Here is a 21,408-nt window from a genome sequence, read left to right as displayed (position 1 = left end):
GGGCCGGACGCCGCTCGCGTCACGCGGCGCCACCGAGCGGCTGCATCACGCCGAGCGCGAGCAGCACGATGATGAGCGTCCCGAGCGCGATGCGGTACAGGACGAAGGGCATGAACGAGCCCTTCTCGATGTAGCGCATGAGGTACGCGATGACGGCGAGGCCCGAACCGAACGCGATGATCGTCGCGATGATCGTCGGGATCCATCCGACCGTCATGGTCGAGGCGTCGTCGGTGAGGGCAGAGGCGAGCTCGTAGAGGCCGGATCCGAAGACGGCGGGGATCGCGAGGAGGAAGCTGTAGCGGGCGGCCGAGGGGCGGTCGTAGCCCATGATCCGCCCCGCGGTGATCGTGCCGCCCGAGCGCGAGACGCCGGGGATGAGCGCGAGCGCCTGCGCGAATCCGTAGACGATGCCGTCGCGCCAGGACAGGTTCTCGAGATTCTTCGCATTGCGTCCGAAGATGTCGGCGAGGCCCAGGATGACGCCGAACACGATGAGCGAGATCGCGACGATCCAGAGGGAACGGAACTGGTCGCGGATGAGGGACTGCAGGAAGTACCCGAGCAGGACGATCGGCACGGAGCCGATGATGATGAGCCATCCCATGCGAGCGTCCGGGTCGTCCCGCGGGACCTTCTTCGTGAGGGAGGCGAACCAGCGCGAGATGATGCGCGTGATGTCCTTCCAGAAGTACACGAGCACGGCGGCCTCGGTGCCGATCTGGATGATCGCGGTGAACGTCGCGCCGGGGTCGTCCACGCCGATCCACTCACCGACGATGCGGATGTGGGCGGAGGACGAGATCGGCAGGAACTCTGTGAGTCCCTGGACGAGGCCCAGGATGATGGCTTCGAACCAGCCCATGCGATCGCTGCTTCCTGCTCGGCGGACGGAACCGTGTGAGTGTAGCGCCACGCCACCCGGAACGCCGTGCACGGCGAGAACGCCGGGTCGTGTCCACCCGATGACGCATCGGGTGGACACGACCCGGCTTTCTCGACGCGCTGTGCCCGGCGCGCAGCCGCGTGGCGCTGCGGCGTCGTCTGACGGCGTGGTCAGTAGGTGCGCAGGAAGTCCTTCAGCACCTCACGGCCGAACACGAGCGCGTCGAGCGGCACGCGCTCGTCGACGCCGTGGAACATGCCGGGGAAGTCGAGGTCGGCCGGCAGCTTGAGCGGCGCGAATCCGTAGCCGGTGATGCCGAGCTTCGAGAGCGACTTGTTGTCGGTCCCGGCGGGCAGGAAGTACGGGATGAGCGGCGCGCCGGGGTCGTGCCGGTGCAGCGAGGCCGCGGCCGCCCGCATGAGCGGGCTGTCGGGCTCCGCCTCGGTGCCGATGTCGCGCCACGTCACCTCGAGCTCGATCCCGTCGCCCGCGAGGCGTCGGATCTCGTCGAGGATCGCGTCCTCCTCCCCCGGGAACGGCCGGACGTCGATCGCGACGGTCGCGGATTCCGGGATGACGTTGTGCTTGTAGCCCGCGTCGAGGCGGGTCGGGTTCGCCGTCGTGCGGAGGCTCGCGGTGAGGAACCCGGCGCTCCTGCCCGTGCCGAGGACGATCGTCTCCGGATCGGTGTGCACGGGGTCGACGCCGAGGATCTCGGCGATCGCCGCGACCATCGTCTCGGTCGTCCGGTTGAGCTTGACGGGCCACTCGCGGCTGCCGATCTCCGCGACGGCCTTCGCGAGCCGCGTGACGACGTTGTCGTCGGCCGGGATGACGCGCGAGCCGTGCGCCGAGTTGCCGCGTGCGTGGAGCTTGATCCACATCATCGCCTTCTCGCCGGTCTGCAAGAGGTACGCGCGCGAGTCGCCGATGGTGATCGAGTAGCCGCCCACCTCGGAGATCGCCTCGGTCGCCCCCTCGAACCACTCGGGGTGCGCCTTCACGAGCGCGTTCGCGCCGTACACGCCGCCGTTCTCCTCGTCCGCGAAGTAGGCGATCACGAGGTCCCGTTCGGGCTGCTCCCCCGCACCGAGGATGTCCTCGAGTGCCGTGATGATCATCGCGTCCATGTTCTTCATGTCGACGGCGCCGCGCCCCCACAGCAGGCCGTCGCGCACCTCGGCGGCGAACGGGTCGACGCTCCACGTGGACGGGTCGGCGGGGACCACGTCCGTGTGGCCGTGCACGACGAGTGCTGGCTTCGACCGGTCGCGCCCCTCGACGCGCGCGACGATGCTCGTGCGGCGCGGCTCGGGCTCGAACGTGTCGACGCGCAGGCCGAGTCGTTCGAGCCGGGCACGCAGGTAGTCGGCGGCCTCGGTCTCGCCCTTCGAGCGTCCCTCCCCGTAGTTCGTCGTGTCGATGCGGATGAGGTCGCGCGTGGTCTCGACCGTGCGGTCCGTCTCGAGGTCGGTCGTGGCGGCGTGGTCCTGCGGTTCGGTCGTCTCGGGCATGGCCCCCACGGTAGTCGCGACGCGCCCGGGTGGCCCCGGATTTGGTGATCCGGCGAAACGATGCGTAAAGTGTTCATTCGTGCCCAGTGCACAGCGTTCGCGCGGATGGCGGAATTGGTAGACGCGCTAGCTTGAGGTGCTAGTGCCCGTATTAGGGCGTGGGGGTTCAAGTCCCCCTTCGCGCACGAACAGAGAAGGCCCCGGAACACCAGGTGTTCCGGGGCCTTCTCGCTTCCCGCGAGCAGGACGCGTGCCCGGAGTGGTCGTGAACGGCGGACGCACCCGGCCGCCCGAGCCGCGGTGTACGAGGACGATGCGATCCGAAACGGACCGGGTTCGGGACGCATGCCGGTCGGTCACCGGCCCGGCCGGGTCCGGTCACCTGCCGGTTGCCCGGTCGCCGCGCAGGAGCATCACGGTGCTCGTGGCGGTCATGATCGTCTTGCGATCCGTGGCCCTGATGACCTCGCAGTACCAGTGCGTCAAGGTCGTGCCGATGTGGGTCGCGTGTGCGTGTGCGATCAGCTCGCCGTCCCAGGCGGGCCTGATGAATGTGGCATCCAGATTCACGCTCGTGAACGATTCACCGGGGGTCAACAGCGTGGAACAGGCTGTGCCGATCGTCGCATCGGCCAGCTCGGCGAGGTAGCCGCCATGGATCGTGCCCTGCTGGTTCCCGAACCGGGCGGTGTCGGCGTCGGTCCGGATGCCGGCGGTGCCTTCGCCGATGTCGACCAGACGGAACCCGAGGGTGCGCGAGATCGCGGTCGGATACCGCGTCGAGGTGCGGTGTTCGGGCCGAAGAGTGCCGGCGAGCATCCGCTCCAGGTACTCCAGCGCGGGAAGCTCGATCGGCGTGTCGGGATCGGTCATGGTTCCTTCCTGGGGTGGTGCAGTGGTGCCGTCAACGTCGGACGAGGAGTGCCACGACGGTCGCGACGCCGACGATGACGACGAACGCGCGGAACACACCGGCCGGCAGACGGCGCGCAAAGCGTCCACCGACCCAGCCACCGGCGGTGGAACCGGCGGCGACGAGCGCCACCACCGGCCACTCGATCTGGTTCGGCGAAACGCAGACGAACACCGTCGCCGCGATGACGTTCACGACGGCGACGGTGAGATTCTTGAGGGCGTTGAGTTCCTGCATGAGCAGTGTCGTCGTCACACCGAGCAACGCGATCAGGAGGATGCCCTGTGCGGCGCTGAAGTATCCCCCGTACACGCCCAGCAGGAACGCTCCGGCGACCGAGGCGAGTCTCGTGCCCCGACGTGGAAACACCGATGACGGCGCTTCGTCGCCGTCCGTCGTGGGTCGGACGATCATGCGCCTGATGGTCGGGCCCGCGATCACCAGGAGCGTGCCGACGCCGATCAGCCACGGAAGGACCGTGGTGAACACCTCCGCGGACAGGTGCAGGAGCGTCACCGCCCCGACGACTGCACCGCCGGCCGAGGCGGGCAGGAGTGTGCGAACGAGGGGCAGGTGCGCGCGCAGCTCGTGGCGGTAGACGATCACCCCCGACACGCTCCCCGGAACGATCCCGATGGTGTTCGCCACGGTCGCGGACAACGGTGGGTACCCGAGCAGCACGAGAATCGGAAAGGAGACGAGTGTGCCGGCTCCGACGACGACGTTGATCGCTCCCGCGAGGAAGCCAGCCGCGAAGATCGTCGCTGCGTGGAGCAGGTCCTGCCCATCGGCCCACATCATTCGTGTCTCCCCCCTCTCGCGGGCGGCGTGCCCGTAAGTGGTCCTCACGGTTCCAGATCGCGGCACCCCGACGATTGGTACGATCCGAAGGAGCCTTCGGAGAATCGAAAGGGGCGGGCGGATGGGGTTCGGCCTGCGGGACCTGGAGCTGTTCGTCGCGGTGTTGGATGCGGGGTCGATCACCTCCGGCGCCCACGCGGTGGGGCTGTCGCTTTCGTCTGCGAGCGCACGGATCGCCGGGATGGAGCACCGTCACGGCCTGCGTCTGCTCCGGCGTCGTGCCGGCGGGGTGACTCCGACGACGGCCGGTGAAGCGCTCGGTTCGCACGCCCGCGGGTGTTGCGGGAGGCGGGAGCACTGGAACGGGCGATGGAGCGCTTCCGGGACGGCCCCGAGGCGCTCGTCCGCGTCGTCAGCAACACGTCCGCGGTCGACGCGCTCACGGAGTTCCTCGCCGCATCGCTCGCGCGCATTCCGGACATGCGCGTTGCGGTCTCCGAGACCACGAGCGCCGAGGCGGCCGGCCGTGTTCGCGACGGAGCCGGGGATCTCGGCGTCGTTTCCTCCGTGCCGGATCCGACCGGCCTGGCGGTCACGGACCTGTGGCCCGATCCACTCTTCCTCGTCGCGAGGGCCCCGCGCGGGGACAGGGGCGTGATGTCGTTCGAGGAAGCTATCCGAGGGCCGATGATCGGGCTCGGTGAGCACAGCCCACTCCAGCGCCTCATCGACGAACAGGCGCACGCGCTCGGCGTCACTCCTACGTACCGGGTGCGTCTCCCCACCCTGGATGCGGTGCATGCCGTTGCCGGCACCGGTGCGGGCACCGCGGTCATTCCGTACGGCACGATCCGCCGACTCCGCGCGGCACCAGACACGGTGCATCCGATCGACGCGGACTGGGCCCGACGGCAGGCGATGCTCATCACCCGGACGGCGTTCGTGCCGTCGTCCGCCCAGCAGCAGTTCATCGAGGCACTGCTTCGCTACCGCGACGAGCAGGATGCGCCCGGATGACATGGGCGGGGTCGCGTGCGCCGTGGACGCCATGCGCCCGGTCCTGACCCAGCGAGCGAACGAGCCCGAGCAGGTGACTCGCGGCGAACGCACGAACTCCCTCGTCGCTGCAGCTCCGATCGACCGGGAGCCGGGACCGAGTTCGCCCTGACGCCGACGGGCCGGCGGAGACGCCGCCCACGTCCAGGAGCCCGGCGCCCCCGGCATTTCGACGGAGCGGGACGGCGCGGATCTCGGCCACTCGCTCGACGTCGCCGCACATGCCGACGACCCCGAGATCGACAGCTCCGAGGATCCCGTCGACCCCGCGCGATCGAGCGCCCGGCCTCCGGCCTGCCACCGGACGAGAACGGCGATTTCGTCACCATCGCCGCGGGGGCCCCGGTCCGGACGCAGCGGTCGGCCGGTCACCGCGGACGATGAGCGAGCACGCGACGAGCGTCCCCGTCGCCCCGCCGACCCCGCCTCGCTCCACACCGTGCGTTCGTCGAGCTCCCCCGCGTTCCCGCGGCTCCGCGATGGCGCTCGCCCTGCCGCTCGCCGCGTCGGTGGCGCGGTCCTGGTCGCGCAGGTTCCCGGGCGACGACGGTCGGGCCAGGACCCGCTCGCCTTCCGCGACGGCGGATACCCGGGCGCGCCCGCTGTCTGCTGCTTCGGGTGCGGGTGCGGGTGCGGGTGCGGGTGCGGGTCAGGGGCCGGGGCGGGCCACGGACGGGATCGCGGATCGAGTGCGTCCTGAAGCGCAGCGATGCGACCTCCTCGGGCGCGCCCGTCGAGCAGGCACGCGCGGTCGAGCGATCTGCGAGACATGGTCGCCGGATCCCCGGCCACGCGAGCGGTGCGCGGGAGGATGCGTCACGTGGCCGGCTCGGGGTGCGCATCCGCTCGAAGCGGCTGGGCGGGGTCGATGACCCATTGTCGAGGGGCAACGCGACGGCGTCGGGACGCCGCCCGGCTACCCGCGGCCTCGACGAGCGCGGCGACCGAAATCATCGAGCGCGTTCAGGATCTCGGGCGCGTGCCAGTACCGGTTGCGTCGGCCGGAGGTCGACTGCTCGAGGATGCCGGCGTCGGTGAGGGTGGCGATGGCGTTGCTCGCCGCGGGGATGCTCACCTCGAGTTGCTCGGCGAGATGCGCGATGGTCACGACCGGTTGCGCCGGCAGGATGTCGAGCGCCCGCCGCGCCGTTGAGCCTCGCCTCGCGTCCAGCCGCGACCGCCATGCCTCCTGGGTCGCGTTGATCTCGTCGACGAGCCGGCGGGAGTTCTCGAGCGCGCGGAACGTCGAATCGGTGAACACCCGCACGATCGGCACGACGTCACCCCGGCGATACGAGGTGAGCGCGTCGAAGTACTCCTGCGGGTTCGCGAGCAGGCCCGCGGACACCGGCACGGTGACCTGGCTCGTCGTCCCGCTGCCGCGGAGCATCGCCTGGGTGAGCGCGCGCCCGGTGCGCCCGTTGCCGTCGGGGAACGGATGGATGCTCTCGAACTGGGCGTGTGCGATCGCGATGTGCGGGAGCACGGGAAGATCGGTTCGGCGCGTGTAGACCATCAGATCGTCCATGAGGGCCGGGACGCGCGCCACGATCGGTGCGACGTGAGCCGCCACGTGCGGGGACGAGCCGCCGACCCAGACGCCGACATGCCGGAACTCGCCGACGATCGAGGGGTCGTGACGCTCCATGAGGGCCCGGTGCATCTCGATGACCGCGTCGGTGTCGAGCCGGTCGGCCAGCGCGAGTGCGGACTCCATGGCGTGGACGTTCGCGACGACGAGCCGGGCGTTCGCCGACTTCGCGTCGCCGATGTTCGCGAGCGCCACCTGCTTCGCGCTCGCCGTGAGCTGTTCGACCTCGGAGCTCGCCGAGCTCTCGGTGCGCAGCAGGATCGACGGCAGTGGCGCGTGGACCAGCCCCGCCGTGCTGTCGAATCGCGCGAGCGCGGCGTGCGCGTCCCCGGCTTCGGCGAGCAGCTCGTCGGGGATGGTCGGCATCGGCAGGTCGGCGATGTCGGGTGGAATCGACGCCAGGTACGGGCCCGCCGACCGACGCCGAGCCCGCCGCGACATCGGCTCGCGCGGATCGCGCTCCCAGTGGACCGGCTCCTCGTCCGAAGACGGCCAGGAGCCGGGCGTCTCGGCCTCCGGGACGTGAGGCGACGGGAGCCCGACCCCTCCCCCGGACTCCCCGGCCGCTTCTCGTCGTGCGCGCGCGGCGGTATCCATGCGTCTCCACTTCCGTTGCGAACAACTCCTGGTATGCAAGATTACGTCAACAAACTTGCATATGGGTGCATGAATGCACGGTTTCGCGGTGCCGGCGTCAGACCTCGGTGAATGTCACGCGGTTGATCCCGGTCCCTCGTCTCCGCGCAACTCCTCGCGCGTGCCGTGTCTTCCGCCTGCCCGGGCCACGTGCGCTTCGCGCGACCCTGCGGCGCTCGGCGCTCGGCGTATCCGTCCACGTTCGCGGGGTGGCGCGCTCGCGTTCAAAAGGGACGCCGGAGGCGGCCACCCTCCGTCGATCGCTCGCGCGAGGCGGCCCTTGATCGACGAACGTGCCCGGCGCCCCCTCGCGAATCCGGCATCGTCCAGCGACGCCACGTTCTCGGGATGGTCCGCATCGTCGGGGGCCAGGGGATCACGCAGAACTGCGAACTCGAGCTCCGACCGGTTGCGGAGTGTTTCCGCCCCGGCCATGTCCGCGACACCGGCCGGTCCGCCGGTGCCGATCACACTGAGCGAGCGCGAACGTCACCGGGGCGTTGCCGGGGGATTGGGGATGCCCGCATGGTCAGTATCGATGACGACACCGTCGCCGTCGTGCCGGAGCAGAGCGGGCGCCGACGGCTCCTCTGGGTCGCACTCGGCATCGTTGCCATCGCCGCGATCGCGCTCGTCCTCACGCTGACGGGCAGGCCGGGCTCGGGCCTCGTGGGCAGCGGCTCGTCGCTCGCGGCACCGCTCGTGCAACGCGCCGCCGTCGACTTCCGCAACGCGGCGAACGCCGACGATCCGCAGCGAGCCGACGCGTCGGGCAACGACTGGGTGGTCGACGGCAGCGGCATCGAGTACGAGGCCGTCGGCTCGCTCGGGGGCATCGTCGCACTCACCGACGGGCGTGCCTCGTTCGCTCTCGCCGACTATCCGCTCTCGGCCGGCGAGCTCGAGCAGCGCGACATCGCGCAGTTCCCGCTGTTCATCGGCGCGCTCGCCGTCGTCACCCACCAGGACGTCGCCGGCGGTGACGAGCTGCGCCTCGACGGTGAGGTGCTCGCGGCCATCTACCTCGGCGAGATCACGCGCTGGGACGACGAGGCCATCGCCGCGCTCAACCCGGACGCGGAACTCGCGGCGACCGAGATCGTCCCGTTCCACCGCGGCGACGGCTCGGGCTCGACCTACGGATTCACCCGGTATCTCGCCGACGTGTCCGACGAGTGGGGCGCAGGGCCGGGGCACGGAGCCCTCGTGAGCTGGCCGGCCGGCGTCGGCACCTCCGCCGACGGTAGTGGCGGTGTGGTCGAGTCCGTCAGCTCGACCCCGGGCGCCATCGGCTACGTCGACGTCGGCCAGGCCGAGCGCGCGTCGCTCCCGGTCGCTGCCGTGGGCAACGGCGCGGGCGAGTACGCGACGCCCTCGGCCGAGGCGATCGAGACGGCGATCGCCGACACCGACTGGACGACCGACGACGACTACGCCACGCCGACCGTCGCGACAGGGACGACCCCGGGCTACCCCCTCACCGTCGCCGTCTACGGCATGGTCAAGCGCGACGCAGGCGCGTCGCTCACCCGCCAGGCACTCAGCTTCATGGCCTTCCTGCTCGACGAGTCCGACGTGGCCGCACGTGACCTCGGCTACGTGCCGCTTCCCGAGGCCGGAAGCGTCGCCGTGCGCGAGTACTGGGCCGAGCAACTCGGCTACGCCTAGCCCCGACCGGCGCCCGCACCCACCCGAACATCCCAGATCGAGCGACACCCAGAGCATCACGCCCACCGGGCCAGGAAGGACAGCGCATGGATGCCGACGTTTTCAAGGACATCATCGTCCCCGTCATCGGAGGGCTCGGCATCTTCATGCTCGGCCTCGAGTTCATGGAGCGAGGCATCCAGGCCCTCTCCGCGAACAAGATGAAGGAGCTGATGACGAAGATGGCGGGGAGCCCCGCCAAGGGCGTGCTCGCGGGGACCGTCATCACGGGTGTGATCCAGTCGTCGACCGCGATGACGGTCATGACGGTCGGGCTCGTGAACGCCGGGATCCTCACCCTGCGTGGCGCGATCGGCGTCATCATGGGCGCGAACATCGGTACGACCCTCGGCAACGGCCTCATCGCGCTGCCGCTCGGACCGATCGGCCTGCTGTTCGGTGGCGCCTTCGCGTTGCTCTACGTCTTCGGGCGCAGCGCGCGCGTGAAGAACATCGCGCTCGCCTGCATGGGCTTCTCCCTCATCTTCTACGGCCTCAACCTCATGACGGGCGGCCTCAAGCCCTTGCGCGAGATGCCCGTCTTCATGGACCTGATCTCGGGTCTCGACTCGTCGACCTTCATCGGCGTGATCGGCTGCGCCGTCATCGCGGCGCTCATCACGGCCGCGATCCACTCGTCCTCGGCGACGATCGGCATCGTGATGGGGCTCGGTGTCTCGGGCATCCTCGAGTGGCAGACGGCGATCGCGTTCGCGATCGGCGCGGACCTCGGCACGACCATCACGTCGTGGATCGCCTCGCTCAACCTCTCGAAGAACGCCAAACGGACCGCGTACGCGCACATCGGCTTCAATTTCATCGGGGTCACGGTGGTGCTCGCACTGTTCTTCCCCGCGATCGCCCTGCTCGAGTTCCTCATGAAGCTCTTCGTGGGCGACCCGGGTGCCCCCGTCGTCGTCGACGGCCAGGAGACGTTCCCACTGGTTCCCGTCGCGGTCGGCGCGTTCTCGATCTTCTTCAACATCTTCAACGTCGTCATCCTGTTCCCGTTCGTGAACGTGTTCGAGAAGGTGCTCACACGCATCGGCCACTCGAGCGACGAGGATCTCGAGGACTACTCGGTCTCGACGTTCCTCGATGGCACGGTGAAGAAGGACATCTCGCGCGCGCTGCCCGCCATGCAGAACGAGGCCAAGCGACTCATGACGGCGAGCGCCATGTTCCTCGGGATCGCCAGGGGCGACAAGGATGCGCCGAAGAGCGCGGACGATCACCTCACGGCGGTCGACGGACTGGCGCGCCAGATCCGCGACTACGCGGCCGAAGCGCTGCAGGGCGACGTCGATCGGGAGCAGATGAACGAGGTCGCCGATCTCATCGAGGAGGTCGACTACACCGGCTCGCTCAACGAGGGGATGCATCAGGTGGCGCGCCGACTCGCGCGCGACGAGTTCAGCGAGGCCGGCCGCAGCCTGCTCGACGAGGGGCTCGGCGCCCTGAGCGACGCGATCGAGGAGATGACGGGACCGCTTCCCGCCGACGTCGCGGCCGCCGCGGGCGAGGACGAGGTCGACGCGTCCGCCGAACCCGACACGGCCGTGGCTTCGCCCGTGATCGGTGCCGCCGCGACGTTCGAGGCCCTCCGGTGGCGCGTCATCGACGCGGCCGACGTGCCCTCGAACGAGAAGCCGGCCATCCTGGCGCTGGTCGGCTCGATGAGCCGCAACAGCGCGCTCGCTGCTCGCATCGCGAGCCTGCGCGAGACGCTCGACGGCGCGCTCGAGCGCCCCGCCCAGGTGGTCGATGCGGGCGCGGGAGCCGACGGAGGCCCGCAGACGGCCTGATCGGCGAGTAGCCGACGCCCTGTCCCCCATCCCCCATCCCCCATCCCCGAGAAGAAAAAAGCCGGGTTGTTGCTACCGGGCCCGCGGCCCGGTAGCAACAACCCGGCTTTTTGCCACCGCGCCGGGCGGTCAGCGCGTCGGGGGTTCCGACGGGGGCGGTGGGGTTCGGCCCTCGAACGCGGCCTGCAGCGCCGCGATGTCGAGCTGTTGCATCGTGTACATGAGCGCCGTCGCTCGGGCGATGCCCTCGGCGTCACCGGAGTTCAGGATGTCGAAGAACTGCCGCGGCGAGACCTGCCACTTGAGGCCGAAGCGGTCGGTCAGCCAACCGCAGGGGCCGGGCGCTCCCCCATCGGCGATGAGCGTGTTCCACACCTCGTCGTTCTCCTCCTGCGTGTCCACCTCGATGACGAACGAAACGGCCTCGTCGAATGTGAACTGGGGCCCACCGTTGATCGCATTGAACGGGCGCCCGCCGAGTTCGAAGTCGATCGTGAGCGGCGTCCCGGCAGGGAACGGCGCGTCCTCGCCGTAGCGGGTGACGCGCGTGATGCGCGAGTCGGCGAACGTCGAGACGTAGAAGTCGACGGCCTGCTCGGCATTGCCGTCGAACCAGAGGCTCGGGATGATGGGGCCGGAGAGTCGGATCATGCACGGATCATCGTCGATACGCTTGCATGTGGGCTGCGGGCAGCCGGGGTTCCGTATTCTGGTCCAATGCCCGCAGCGCTCCTCGCCTCGACCATCCATCCGCTCTCCGCCGTCGACGAAGCCACGGGTGGCGTCTTCGGCGTCATCTCGCAGTGGGCGATCGACATCATGGGCCTCCTCGGCGCCCCGGGCGCTGGTCTCGCGATCTTCCTCGAAAACGTGTTCCCGCCCATCCCGTCCGAGATCATCCTGCCGCTTGCGGGCCTCGCCGCGTACGAGGGCAAGTTCACGATCGTCGAGGCGATCCTCTGGACGACGCTCGGCTCGTTGCTCGGCGCGTACCTGCTCTACGGGCTCGGCCGCTGGCTCGGGCACGACCGCACGGTCGCGCTTGCCCGCAAGCTCCCCTTCATCGACGAGGACGACGTGACGAAGACCGTCGCGTGGTTCAACCGGCACGGCAACAAAGCGGTCTTCTTCGGTCGCATGCTGCCGATCTTCCGCTCGCTCATCTCGATCCCGGCCGGGATCGAGCGCATGCCGGCCGTGCGCTTCGGTCTGCTCACGCTCGCGGGCTCGCTCATCTGGAACACGCTCTTCGTCGGCGCGGGATTCCTGCTCGGCCCGGCGTGGGAGCAGATCCTCATCGTCGCCGACGCCCTGAAGTACCTCGTCTACGCGGGTCTCGTGGTGTTCGTCGCGTGGTTCGTGTGGACCCGCGTGAAGAAGGCTCGTGCGAAGCGCGCCGGCGGCACCGCCTAGGAAGTCGATCCCCCGTCACGTGGCGAGTGACGACGCCAGTCGTCCGAGCGCGATCCGGCGCCCGGCCCGGACGCCGTCGACCATGCCGGATCCGACGAACGAGACGACGAGGACCGTCACCGAGACGAGCGTCTCGTCGTCGTTTCGTTCGAAGGTCCAGGTCAGCAGTGCCGCGGCCACCCGTGACGGACGAGTCCTGGTCGACGACCATCTCCTCCCCCGCCGGCACGCTCCGGACGCACTACTCCACGGGGTCGGCGAGGCCACGCCGCACGCGGGCCGTCTCGGTATCCGCGGTGTCCGGGTGACGTCGCGCATGCATCGCCGTCCTATGGGTGTCGCAGGGGTGGAGCACCGAGGAGCCGTTCTCGGTCCGGCATCCGGTGGGGCCCGGATCTCGAACGAGCTTGTCGATCCGGCGCCGCGGCACCCCGATCCGGCCGTCAGGAGTGCATGCGCTTGCGCAACAGTTCGATGCGGGACTGGATCTGCGTCACGGTCGCCTGCCCGACCGCGGGGCCACCGCACGAGCGGCGCAGCTCGGCGTGGATCACGCCGTGGGGTTGGCCCGACAACTTGGAGTAGGCGCCGACGAGGCTGTTGAGCAGCTGGCGCTGTTCCTTGAGGTTGCGGAACAGCGGCTTCGTCGTGGGTGGCGGCTCGATGCCCTTCTGCGCCCTGGCCTCCTGGATGCGACCCTGCTTCGCCTGCCGCTGCGAGAGCAGCGATCGCACCTGTTCGACCTCGAGGATGCCCGGCAGGCCGAGGTACTCGAGCTCCTCTTCCGAGCCGACCTCGGCCGCGTAGCCGAAGTCGCCGCCGTCGTAGAGCACCTTGTCGAACACGGCCTCGGACGCGATCGGTTCGAACGTGAACCGTTCGAGTTCGTCGCTCGCCCGGTCTCCCGCCTCGGCCTCCTCCAGGAGCGCGTCGTCGAGGTTCTCGTTCTCGTCGCCACCGTCCGTGCGGCGGTCGAGCGCGTGGTCGCGTTCGAGTTCGAGCGCGTGCGCGAGGTTCGTGAGCTGTGGCACGCTCGGCACGAAGACGGTCGCGACCTCGCCCTTGCGTCGGGCGCGCACGAATCGGCCGATCGCCTGGGCGAAGAACAGCGGGGTGGACGCGTTCGTCGCGTACACGCCGACCGCGAGGCGGGGCACGTCGACACCCTCCGACACCATGCGGACGGCGACCATCCAACGCTCGTCGGACGCCGCGAAGCTCGAGATGCGATCGGACGCGCCGCGGTCGTCGGAGAGGATGAGCGCGGGCCTCGTGCCCGTGATCGATTCGAGCAGCGCCGCGTAGCCCTTCGCGGCCGCGTGGTCGGTGGCGATCACGAGGCCACCCGCGTCGGGTACCTCGGCGCGCACCTCGTCGAGGCGTCGGTCGGCGGCGCGCAGCACCTGCGGCATCCACTGCCCCTCGGGGTCGAGCGCCGTGCGCCACGCCTGCGAGGTGATGTCTTTCGTGTTGTCCTCGGCGAGCCCGGCCGCCATCTCCTCGCCCGACGTGTCGCGCCAGCGCACGTTGCCGGCGTACGACATGAACAGCACGGGACGCACGACGCCGTCGGCGAGCGCACGCCCGTAGCCGTAGCTGAAGTCGGTGACGGAGGTGCGAATGCCCTCCTCGTCGGGCTGGTAGGTGACGTACGGGATCGGCGCCGTGTCGCTGCGGAACGGTGTTCCCGTGAGGGAGAGCCGCCGTTCGGCGAAGCGGAACGCCTCGCGGATGCCGTCGCCCCAACTGAGCGTGTCGCCGCCGTGGTGCACCTCGTCGAGGATGACGAGCGTGCGCGACGAGGCGGTGAGGTGGTCGTGCACCGACGGCTTCGAGGCGATCTGCGCGTAGGTGACGGCGACGCCGTGGTACTCGCGCGATGGCGCGCCGTCGTTGTTCGAGAACTTCGGGTCGAGCCGGATGCCGACGCGGTCGGCGGCCTCGGCCCACTGCGTCTTCAGGTGGTCAGTCGGCGCGACGACGATGATGCGGTTCACGGTGCGGCGCGAGAGCAGCTCGGCCGCGAGTCGCAGCGCGAACGTCGTCTTCCCGGCGCCCGGCGTCGCGGAGGCGAGGAAGTCCTTCGGCTCGGTCTCGAAGTACTTCGAGATCGCCTCGGCCTGCCACGCGCGCAGGTTCTTGCTCGTGCCCCACGGCGCACGCTGCGGGAACGCCGGCGAGAGGTGTTCGGCGGCATAGGTGCCGACGGCGTGCCCGAACCGCTCCCGCCCGGAGTCGGGGGCGTCGCCGCCGTTCGCCGCTGTCGTCGCGGCGTCAGTCATCGAGGCCCGCGCCCCCTCGCGTCGCGGCGGCGTGCGAGCGCCCGCCGCCCTGCTCGCGGTGTGCCGCCGGGTCTCGCAGGGTTTCGGTGCGGTCGTCGTCCATGATGGACAGCAGGTGGGTGGCGGACATGCAGACGAGGGTACCCGCACCCGCGGACGGCGCGGTGCAGCGAACGGAGGGTCGTGGATGAACGCGGACACGAACGGTCGGGAACGGGACGTGGAACACGAGCGGCACCCCTGGCGCCGGTTCGTCGCACTCGGTGATTCGTTCACCGAGGGGGTCGGCGACCCGGAACCGTCCGCACCGAACGGGCTTCGCGGCTGGGCCGATCGCGTGGCCGAGGCGCTCGGCGCGGACCATCCGGACTTCGCCTACGCGAACCTCGCGATCCGTGGTCGGCTCCTCGACCAGATCGTCGCCGAGCAGATCGAGCCCGCGATCGCCCTCCACCCCGACCTCGTCACGATCTCGGCCGGGGGCAACGACCTCATCCGCCCGGGGGCAGATGCGGATGCGATCTCGGCGCGCTTCGAGCGGGCGATCGCGAGGCTCCGTGCGACGGGCGCGACCGTCGTCGTGTTCACGGGCGTCGACACGCAGTTCGCACCCGTCTTCTCGCAGATGCGCGGCAAGGTCGCCATCTACAACGAGAACGTTCGCGCGATCGCGGCGGAGCACGACTGCGTCGTCGCCGACCAGTGGGCGCTGCGGTCCATCCAGAACGCGAAGATGTGGACGTCCGACCGCCTGCACCTGAACCCGTACGGACACCACGAGGTCGCCCGCATGGTGCTGCGCGCACTCAACGTCGACAACGATCTGCGCGAACTCCAGCCCGAGCCGGTGCGTCCCGCGCGCTGGCGCGAGGCACGCACACAGGACATCGTGTGGGCGCGCGAGTTCCTCGTACCGTGGGTACTGCGGCGCATCCGACACCAGTCGTCGGGCGACAACTTGCAGCCCAAGCGTCCCGAACCGCTGCCGCTCGACCTCCTCGCCGAGCAGCTCGGCACGCAGGCCACCGAGCACGTGGCCCGTTCGGGCGCGCCCGACGCCGGGCGTGCGGCGCCGCAGGGCGACGTCGCGACGCCGATCGACGAGATCCACGAGGTCGACGCGCCTCGACCGCTCGATGCCGCTGACGTCGTGGCGCAGGCCGACGGCCCGGCCGAGGTCGAGGGCGCACGCCTCCCCGCCCCGGACGGCCTCGGGGACGATCCAGAGCGTGGTGCATCGGACGGGCGCGCCGACGCGACCCCCTGATGCGCCCGCGGGCACGCCGCGGGGACCGGACCGACCCCGGGGGCGCGACCGTCCTGCCGGGCGGTCAGCCGGTGAGTGTGTAGAGCGCGACCGCGCTCGCGGCCGAGACGTTGAGCGAGTCCACGCCGCCGTGCATGGGGATCACGACGGTCGTGTCGGCGTGGCGCAGCGCCTGGTGGGTGAGGCCGTCGCCCTCGGTACCGAGGACGAGCGCGACGCGCTCCGGACGGTGCGCCGAGAACTCGCGCAGGTCCACCGCCCGCTCGTCGAGGGCCATCGCGGCGATCGTGAACCCGTGGTCGTGCAGGAGCCGAGCGGAATCGGCCCAGCCAGGCTGTCGCGTCCACGGCACCTGCAGGACGGTGCCCATGCTCACGCGGACGCTGCGGCGGTACAGCGGGTCGGCGCAGCGCTCGGTCACGAGCACGGCGTCGGCCCCGAGGCCGGCCGCCGCCCGGAACGCGGCCCCCACGTTGATGTGTTGTCCGGCTACGATCGGCTGCAAGGAAACCGCGCCTGACCAGGCACAACGGCATAAGCGCTTATCGCATGAGCAATTGGATAGATCATACCGATAGCGACGACTCTGGCTTTTGTATCGCAGTGAGTGAGGATGCCGAAGCGCCGAACTGCGATGAGATCGAGACGGCTCCGGCACTTGTCCAGGTAGCGTGCTGACGGGGATGCGGGCGGTCCTGCAATGTAGATTGGAACGTTGGACACACCGAGCGAGGTGGTGGTTTCGCCGAACGGTGCCACACTGCGAGATCGCCGAGCATTCGAGGAAGGAGGGGCATTGATGATCAGCAGCCCGTTCAACACGAGCGCGTCCAACTTCGGCAACGCGGCGATGCAGACGTCCGACGTCCCGTGGGACACTCCTGTGAAGATGCGGCTGGGAGCCGACGGGCCCGGTGAGACCGGCGCATACATCGAGGTCAGCACCACTCGTGGATTCGCCAAGCGGATCCCGATCGACGAGGCACGCTTGTCCGAGTGCCGGCAAGAGCAGGACGGTGCGGCCGGGATCGCGCTGTGCCAGCAACTCGTCGACGATCTGGCCGCGCGGATCAAGACGGCCGTGGCCGAAGCGGTGCGCGGTTGAACGGCCAGGCCGAGATACTCGAACATGCCGCACCCTTGCGTGCCTGGCTGAATGCGCAGATTGTGGCGCGTGAGCGGCTGTGCCGCCAGCGCCCTTCGTGCTGACCTCAGTCCCCAGGCTCCCCACCCCCAGTGGCAAGTCCCCGGAACCGCTCGAAGAACCTGGAGAGCGCTTCGATGACCCGCTTCTTCTTGTCGCCATGGTTGGACTCGCGGTTGAACCGCGACACGGGTGGCAGGATGCGGGTGATCTCGGTGCCCGCTGTGCGCAGCTGGCCGTCCCGGAACGCGGCATCCACGAACGACCGCGTCTGCTCCAGCTTGAGCTTGTGCGTTTCGATGAGCTCTTGAAGCTCGGCCTCTCGCTTCGCGGCGATATACGCCTGCCACTGCTCATCGACCGCGCCCTGCAGCGACACCGACTCGACGAAGTCCTCGACGAGGTCGCGCTTGCTGCGGAGGGTCGGGCTCGCGTCGACGGCGCGGGTGATCTCGGCGCGGACTTCCTTGTCGTCGCCGTCGCCCTTCTCGGCGCGGAGCTTCTCGACGAGCATGAGGATGTAGTCGACGTTGATCTCGACCTGCTTGACGAGCTCGATCTCGAACACGACGTCGTCGTTGATGACTTCTCTGTCGCCGTCACGATCGCGCGTGAACTCATCGCGAAGCCGCAGGTAGATGCTGGTGTAGTCCTGCCGCTGTCGCTCGGTGAGTGGGTCGTTGCCGTCGAAGTCGTCGAAGGACGTGAGGATGTTCTGCAGCCGCAGCATCGCGCCGAACAGCTGGATGAAGTCCTTCTGCGCCTGCTCCCCCTCGATCTGCTGCCCGATCGGGAAACGCGCGAGCAGCTCGGTGACCTTGTCGACGTACTCGCCGTAGTAGTCGCCGTACGGTTTCAGCAGGACGACGCCGCGGGCGTCCTTGTTGCCGAACAGCTCCAGCGCGGCGTTCGTCTCTTCCTCGAGGTCGCGGAAGGCGACGATGTTGCCGTAGGTCTTCACCGAGTTGAGGATGCGGTTCGTGCGCGAGTACGCCTGGATCAGGCCGTGGGCGCGTAGGTTCTTGTCGACGAACAGCGTGTTCAGTGTCGTCGCGTCGAAGCCGGTGAGGAACATGTTCACCACGATGACCAGGTCGATCTCGCGGTTCTTCATCCGCTGCGACAGGTCCTTGTAGTAGTTCTGGAACCGGTCGGCGCTCGTGTCGTAGCTGGTGCCGAACATGTCGTTGTAGTCCTGGATCGCGTCTTCCAGGAACGAGCGCGAGTCACGGTCGAGCGCATCGGTGTCAAACGCTTCATCATCGAGGATTCCGTCGGCTTCGGCCTCGTTCGCACCGTAGCTGAAGATCAAGCCGACCTTCAGCCGCTTGTCCGGTGGCAGCTCCTCCATCTGCAGCTGGAACTGGTTGTAGTAACGGCGCGCGGCGTCGATCGACGCGGTAGCGAACAGCGCGTTGAATCCGCGAACTCGTTTCCGCTCCTTGAGTGCCTCCGCCTGACGCCGGCCCCGCACCGAGTCGGCGACGTTCGTCACGACTGCGTGTTCGTAGCTCGATGAGCGCTTCGTCTTCTGATCGAAGTGCTCCAGGGTGTACGCCACGACGTCCCGGATACGACGCACGTCCAGAAGCGCTCGCTCACGGTCGATCGCTGACACCTGTGAGTCGTCGGGGTTCCCGACCTTGATGGTGTTGATGTAGTCGATCCGGAACGGCAGCACGTTCTTGTCTGTGATGGCGTCGACGATCGTGTACGTGTGCAGCTTGTCGCCGAACGCCTGCTCGGTCGTGCGCAGCTGAGGGTTCCCGCCGCTGCCGGCGTTCGCGGCGAAGATCGGCGTGCCGGTGAACCCGAACAGGTTGTACCGCTTGAACGCGCGGGTGATGTCGGTGTGCATGTCGCCGAACTGCGACCGGTGGCACTCATCGAAGATGATCACCGCGTGGCCCGAGAAGACTTCGTGGCCCTTGTTCGCCTTGATGAACGTCGACAACTTCTGGATCGTCGTGATGATGATCCGCGCACCACGGTCCTCAAGCTGCTTCTTCAGCACCGCCGTGGACGTGTTCGAGTTCGCCGCCCCTTTCTCGAACCGGTCGTACTCGCGCATCGTCTGGTAGTCGAGGTCCTTGCGGTCGACGACGAACAGCACCTTGTCCACACTCGGCATCTTCGATGCGAGCTGCGCTGCCTTGAACGAGGTGAGCGTCTTACCCGAGCCGGTCGTGTGCCAGACGTATCCTCCGGCGTCGAGTGTGCCGAGCGTCTTGTAGTTCGTCGAGATCTGGATCTTCTGCAGGATCCGCTCGGTCGCGACGATCTGGTACGGCCGCATCACCAGCAGGTCGCGATCCGCGGTGAGCACGCAGTACTTCGTCAGGATGTTCAGCAACGTGTGCTTCGCGAAGAACGTCTTCACGAACGCCGTCAGCTCCGTGATCGGCTTATTGTTCGCATCGGCCCACCAGCTGGTGAACTCGAACGAGTTACTCGTCTTCCTGCCCTTGCCGGCACCGCCAGACTTCTTCTGCTCGGCCAGGTGCCTGTTGCGAGTGCTGTTGGAGTAGTACTTCGTGAGCGTGCCGTTACTGATCACGAACAGCTGCACGTACTCGAACAGGCGCGAGCCCGACCAGAAGCTGTCGCGCTGGTAGCGATTGATCTGGTTGAAAGCCTCGCGGATATCCACGCCGCGACGCTTCAGCTCGATGTGCACCATCGGCAGACCGTTGACGAGCACGGTCACGTCGTAACGGTTGGCATACTTCGCGCCGTCCTCGCAGGCGTCACCCTTGCACCGGCCGATTTCGTACTGGTTGATGACCTGCAGCCGGTTGTTGTGGATGTTCGTCTTGTCGATCAGTGCGATGTTTTTCGTCGTCCCGTCGTCGCGCCTGAGGATCTGGACGTGATCCTCTTGGACGCGCACGGTCTTCTCGATGATGCCGTCGTTGGCACTTGCGATCTTCGTCGTGAAGAACTGCTCCCACTCGGCATCCGAGAAGGTCATCCTGTTGACCTTCTCGAGTTGCATGCGGAGGTTCGCGACCAGATCTGTCTCCGATGTGATCGGCAGGTAGTCGTAAGCCTGCACCTCGAGGAGTCGAATCATCTCCCTTTCGAGCGCAGACTCCGACTGATACGCATCAGCCTGCGACGGATCATGAACATACTCAGCGACGACCGTGCTCTCCGAAGAGACAGCGATCGGATCGTACGTGCGCGCCGGCGCATCACTCACGACGCCAGCTCCTTGAACGTCAGCAGCCGATCGCGGTAGTGCTCGTACTGCTTGCGACGGGCAGCGAGTTCTGCCGGGAGACCGGTACTGATGTCGCCCACAAGAGCGTCAAACTTGTCAAGCGAGCGGACGATTGATTCCTGTTCCTCTAGCGATGGCACAGGGATCTCAATCGCGCCAAGACCCATCGCCGACAACCTCTTGACCTTTGCGCGCGACACGTGGCGCTCCTTCTGCTGATGGAAATCAGCAGTCTGAACCGCATATGCCACGTACTTCGGGTTGAGCTCGGAGCTAAAAGTAAACGTGTCGTCGTGCGTCGCGATCGGCTCTTCACCGAGCCAAGCCACTGCCTTCCCCACGTCTGCGACTGTCTCGCCGACGCCAGCGAACACAACGCTGCCGGGTTGCGCATAACGAAGCTGATCCCGCAGCTCGGCTCGAACATTCCGCAAGGCCTGTGTCGCAGAAGTCCCGTAGGCAGTGTAGATCTCTCCGTAGCGGAGGCTTGGGATACCCGACTCAACGACGTCATTCTTGGTGAACCGGCGGCCTCGAACGAATGTCCCTAGATCGGCGAGCCTGATTCTTCGCCTACCGTTGGCACCCACGAGTTCGTCGCGATAGTGCTTGTACTGGGCGCGCCGCGCTTCCAGCTCCGCTTCCAGCTCCGCTTCCAGCTCCGCTTCCAGCTGAGTGAACTTATCCAATACTCGCACGATCTCGCGCTGCACCTCGAGTGGTGGAACCGGGATGCGTGCCTTCGCAACGTTCTGCGTCGAGATCGACGAGATCTTTGAGGAGGAGATGCTTCGCCTAATCTGGTCTCTAAACGAGCGGGAAGCGAAGAAGTACGACACAAACTTGGGGTCCATAGAGCTCGAGAACGCATAGCACGCATCATGGATCGCGATGGGTTCACTCCCCAACCATGCGACAGACTTTCCAATGTCTTCGATCGTCTCGCCAGCTGATGCCATGATCACGTCGCCCTGCTGCGCGAAGCGAAGTGTGCGTGCACGTTCATGCGATACGTAGGAGATGCTCTGAACTGCAGAAATGCCGTACTTGGTATATATCTCACCATAGTGAACGCACGGGACACCCGCGTCGATCATGTCATCTTTGACGAAACGCTTCCCCCGCACGACCGTGCCGACATCGCCAAGTTGTTTGTACTCCACTCCGCTC

16 protein-coding genes, 1 tRNA gene and 3 pseudogenes are annotated in these 21,408 nt (G+C 68.0%); 8 read left to right on the top strand and 12 right to left on the bottom strand.

The window, feature by feature from the left end; genetic code table 11:
- Positions 1–19: 19 nt before the first annotated feature.
- Both HNR16_RS07335 and HNR16_RS07330 read right to left on the bottom strand, forming a co-directional pair.
- The gene (locus tag HNR16_RS07335; protein WP_158039683.1) at positions 20–865 is read right to left on the bottom strand and encodes an undecaprenyl-diphosphate phosphatase; all 846 of its coding nucleotides are present in this window, start codon (positions 863–865) and stop codon (positions 20–22) included.
- Positions 866–1,056: 191 nt separating this feature from the next.
- A complete protein-coding gene (locus HNR16_RS07330; protein ID WP_158039684.1) occupies positions 1,057–2,400 on the bottom strand; it encodes a M20/M25/M40 family metallo-hydrolase in 1,344 nt (447 codons plus the stop codon).
- Between the two features lie 99 nt (positions 2,401–2,499).
- On the opposite strand from HNR16_RS07330, the gene HNR16_RS07325 reads away from it, so the two are divergent.
- Positions 2,500–2,585, top strand: a tRNA-Leu gene (locus HNR16_RS07325).
- A 193-nt stretch (positions 2,586–2,778) separates the two neighbouring features.
- Here HNR16_RS07325 and HNR16_RS07320 read toward each other — a convergent pair.
- Both HNR16_RS07320 and HNR16_RS07315 read right to left on the bottom strand, forming a co-directional pair.
- A complete protein-coding gene (locus HNR16_RS07320) occupies positions 2,779–3,273 on the bottom strand; it encodes a PaaI family thioesterase (RefSeq protein ID WP_158039685.1) in 495 nt (164 codons plus the stop codon).
- A 31-nt stretch (positions 3,274–3,304) separates the two neighbouring features.
- The gene (locus HNR16_RS07315) at positions 3,305–4,114 is read right to left on the bottom strand and encodes a sulfite exporter TauE/SafE family protein (RefSeq protein ID WP_225737774.1); all 810 of its coding nucleotides are present in this window, start codon (positions 4,112–4,114) and stop codon (positions 3,305–3,307) included.
- A 121-nt stretch (positions 4,115–4,235) separates the two neighbouring features.
- On the opposite strand from HNR16_RS07315, the pseudogene HNR16_RS19000 reads away from it, so the two are divergent.
- Positions 4,236–4,415, top strand: a pseudogene (locus HNR16_RS19000) (helix-turn-helix domain-containing protein); the annotation flags it as partial.
- Between the two features lie 68 nt (positions 4,416–4,483).
- Positions 4,484–5,131: a LysR substrate-binding domain-containing protein gene (locus HNR16_RS07310; RefSeq protein ID WP_158039686.1), complete on the top strand. Its 648-nt coding sequence runs from the start codon at positions 4,484–4,486 to the stop codon at positions 5,129–5,131.
- Between the two features lie 955 nt (positions 5,132–6,086).
- Here the strand turns inward: HNR16_RS07310 and HNR16_RS07305 are convergent.
- Positions 6,087–7,127, bottom strand: a complete 1,041-nt coding sequence (locus HNR16_RS07305) for a Fic family protein (RefSeq protein ID WP_225737775.1) — start codon at positions 7,125–7,127, stop codon at positions 6,087–6,089.
- Positions 7,128–7,922: 795 nt separating this feature from the next.
- On the opposite strand from HNR16_RS07305, the gene pstS reads away from it, so the two are divergent.
- Together pstS and HNR16_RS07295 are read left to right on the top strand one after the other, a co-directional pair.
- The gene (pstS, locus tag HNR16_RS07300) at positions 7,923–9,065 is read left to right on the top strand and encodes a phosphate ABC transporter substrate-binding protein PstS (protein WP_179558153.1); all 1,143 of its coding nucleotides are present in this window, start codon (positions 7,923–7,925) and stop codon (positions 9,063–9,065) included.
- An 86-nt stretch (positions 9,066–9,151) separates the two neighbouring features.
- Positions 9,152–10,909, top strand: coding sequence for a Na/Pi cotransporter family protein (locus HNR16_RS07295; protein ID WP_158039688.1), 1,758 nt, complete (start codon positions 9,152–9,154; stop codon positions 10,907–10,909).
- 129 nt (positions 10,910–11,038) lie between these two features.
- Here HNR16_RS07295 and HNR16_RS07290 read toward each other — a convergent pair whose 3' ends face one another.
- Positions 11,039–11,560 carry a VOC family protein gene (locus HNR16_RS07290; RefSeq protein ID WP_158039689.1) on the bottom strand — a complete coding sequence of 174 codons (522 nt, stop codon included), beginning with the start codon at positions 11,558–11,560 and terminating at the stop codon, positions 11,039–11,041.
- 66 nt (positions 11,561–11,626) lie between these two features.
- Here HNR16_RS07290 and HNR16_RS07285 point away from each other — a divergent pair, with 66 nt between their 5' ends.
- Entirely contained in the window at positions 11,627–12,322 is a 696-nt protein-coding gene (locus tag HNR16_RS07285; RefSeq protein ID WP_338109150.1) for a DedA family protein, read from the top strand.
- A gap of 15 nt (positions 12,323–12,337) precedes the next feature.
- On the opposite strand, the gene HNR16_RS07280 is transcribed toward HNR16_RS07285, so the two are convergent.
- From HNR16_RS07280 to HNR16_RS07270, 3 genes are all read right to left on the bottom strand, one after another.
- On the bottom strand, positions 12,338–12,502 hold the full coding sequence (locus HNR16_RS07280) for a hypothetical protein (protein WP_179558152.1): 165 nt from the start codon (positions 12,500–12,502) through the stop codon (positions 12,338–12,340).
- A 263-nt stretch (positions 12,503–12,765) separates the two neighbouring features.
- The gene (locus tag HNR16_RS07275) at positions 12,766–14,604 is read right to left on the bottom strand and encodes a DEAD/DEAH box helicase (RefSeq protein ID WP_158039690.1); all 1,839 of its coding nucleotides are present in this window, start codon (positions 14,602–14,604) and stop codon (positions 12,766–12,768) included.
- Positions 14,597–14,734, bottom strand: coding sequence for a hypothetical protein (locus HNR16_RS07270; protein ID WP_179558151.1), 138 nt, complete (start codon positions 14,732–14,734; stop codon positions 14,597–14,599). The genes HNR16_RS07275 and HNR16_RS07270 overlap by 8 nt, the downstream gene beginning before the upstream one ends.
- A 57-nt stretch (positions 14,735–14,791) precedes the next feature.
- On the opposite strand from HNR16_RS07270, the pseudogene HNR16_RS07265 reads away from it, so the two are divergent.
- Positions 14,792–15,601: pseudogene (locus HNR16_RS07265) on the top strand (SGNH/GDSL hydrolase family protein); the annotation flags it as partial.
- Positions 15,602–15,935: 334 nt separating this feature from the next.
- Here HNR16_RS07265 and HNR16_RS07260 read toward each other — a convergent pair.
- Positions 15,936–16,382 (bottom strand): annotated as a pseudogene (locus HNR16_RS07260) (TrmH family RNA methyltransferase); the annotation flags it as partial.
- A 204-nt stretch (positions 16,383–16,586) separates the two neighbouring features.
- Here HNR16_RS07260 and HNR16_RS07255 point away from each other — a divergent pair.
- Complete coding sequence (locus HNR16_RS07255; protein ID WP_225737776.1) at positions 16,587–16,976, top strand: hypothetical protein; 390 nt, start codon at positions 16,587–16,589, stop codon at positions 16,974–16,976.
- Positions 16,977–17,082: 106 nt separating this feature from the next.
- Here the strand turns inward: HNR16_RS07255 and HNR16_RS07250 are convergent, their stop codons facing one another.
- Together HNR16_RS07250 and HNR16_RS07245 are read right to left on the bottom strand one after the other, a co-directional pair.
- The gene (locus HNR16_RS07250; RefSeq protein ID WP_158039693.1) at positions 17,083–20,217 is read right to left on the bottom strand and encodes a type I restriction endonuclease subunit R; all 3,135 of its coding nucleotides are present in this window, start codon (positions 20,215–20,217) and stop codon (positions 17,083–17,085) included.
- The gene (locus tag HNR16_RS07245) at positions 20,214–21,401 is read right to left on the bottom strand and encodes a restriction endonuclease subunit S (protein ID WP_218868401.1); all 1,188 of its coding nucleotides are present in this window, start codon (positions 21,399–21,401) and stop codon (positions 20,214–20,216) included. Before HNR16_RS07245 ends, HNR16_RS07250 begins: the two co-directional genes overlap by 4 nt.
- Positions 21,402–21,408: the final 7 nt, after the last annotated feature.

The organism is Pseudoclavibacter chungangensis (assembly GCF_013410545.1).
Lineage (GTDB): Bacteria > Actinomycetota > Actinomycetes > Actinomycetales > Microbacteriaceae > Pseudoclavibacter > Pseudoclavibacter chungangensis.
The sequence above is the reverse complement of the archived record's forward strand: the minus strand, read 5'-3'. Positions and strand labels throughout refer to the sequence as shown.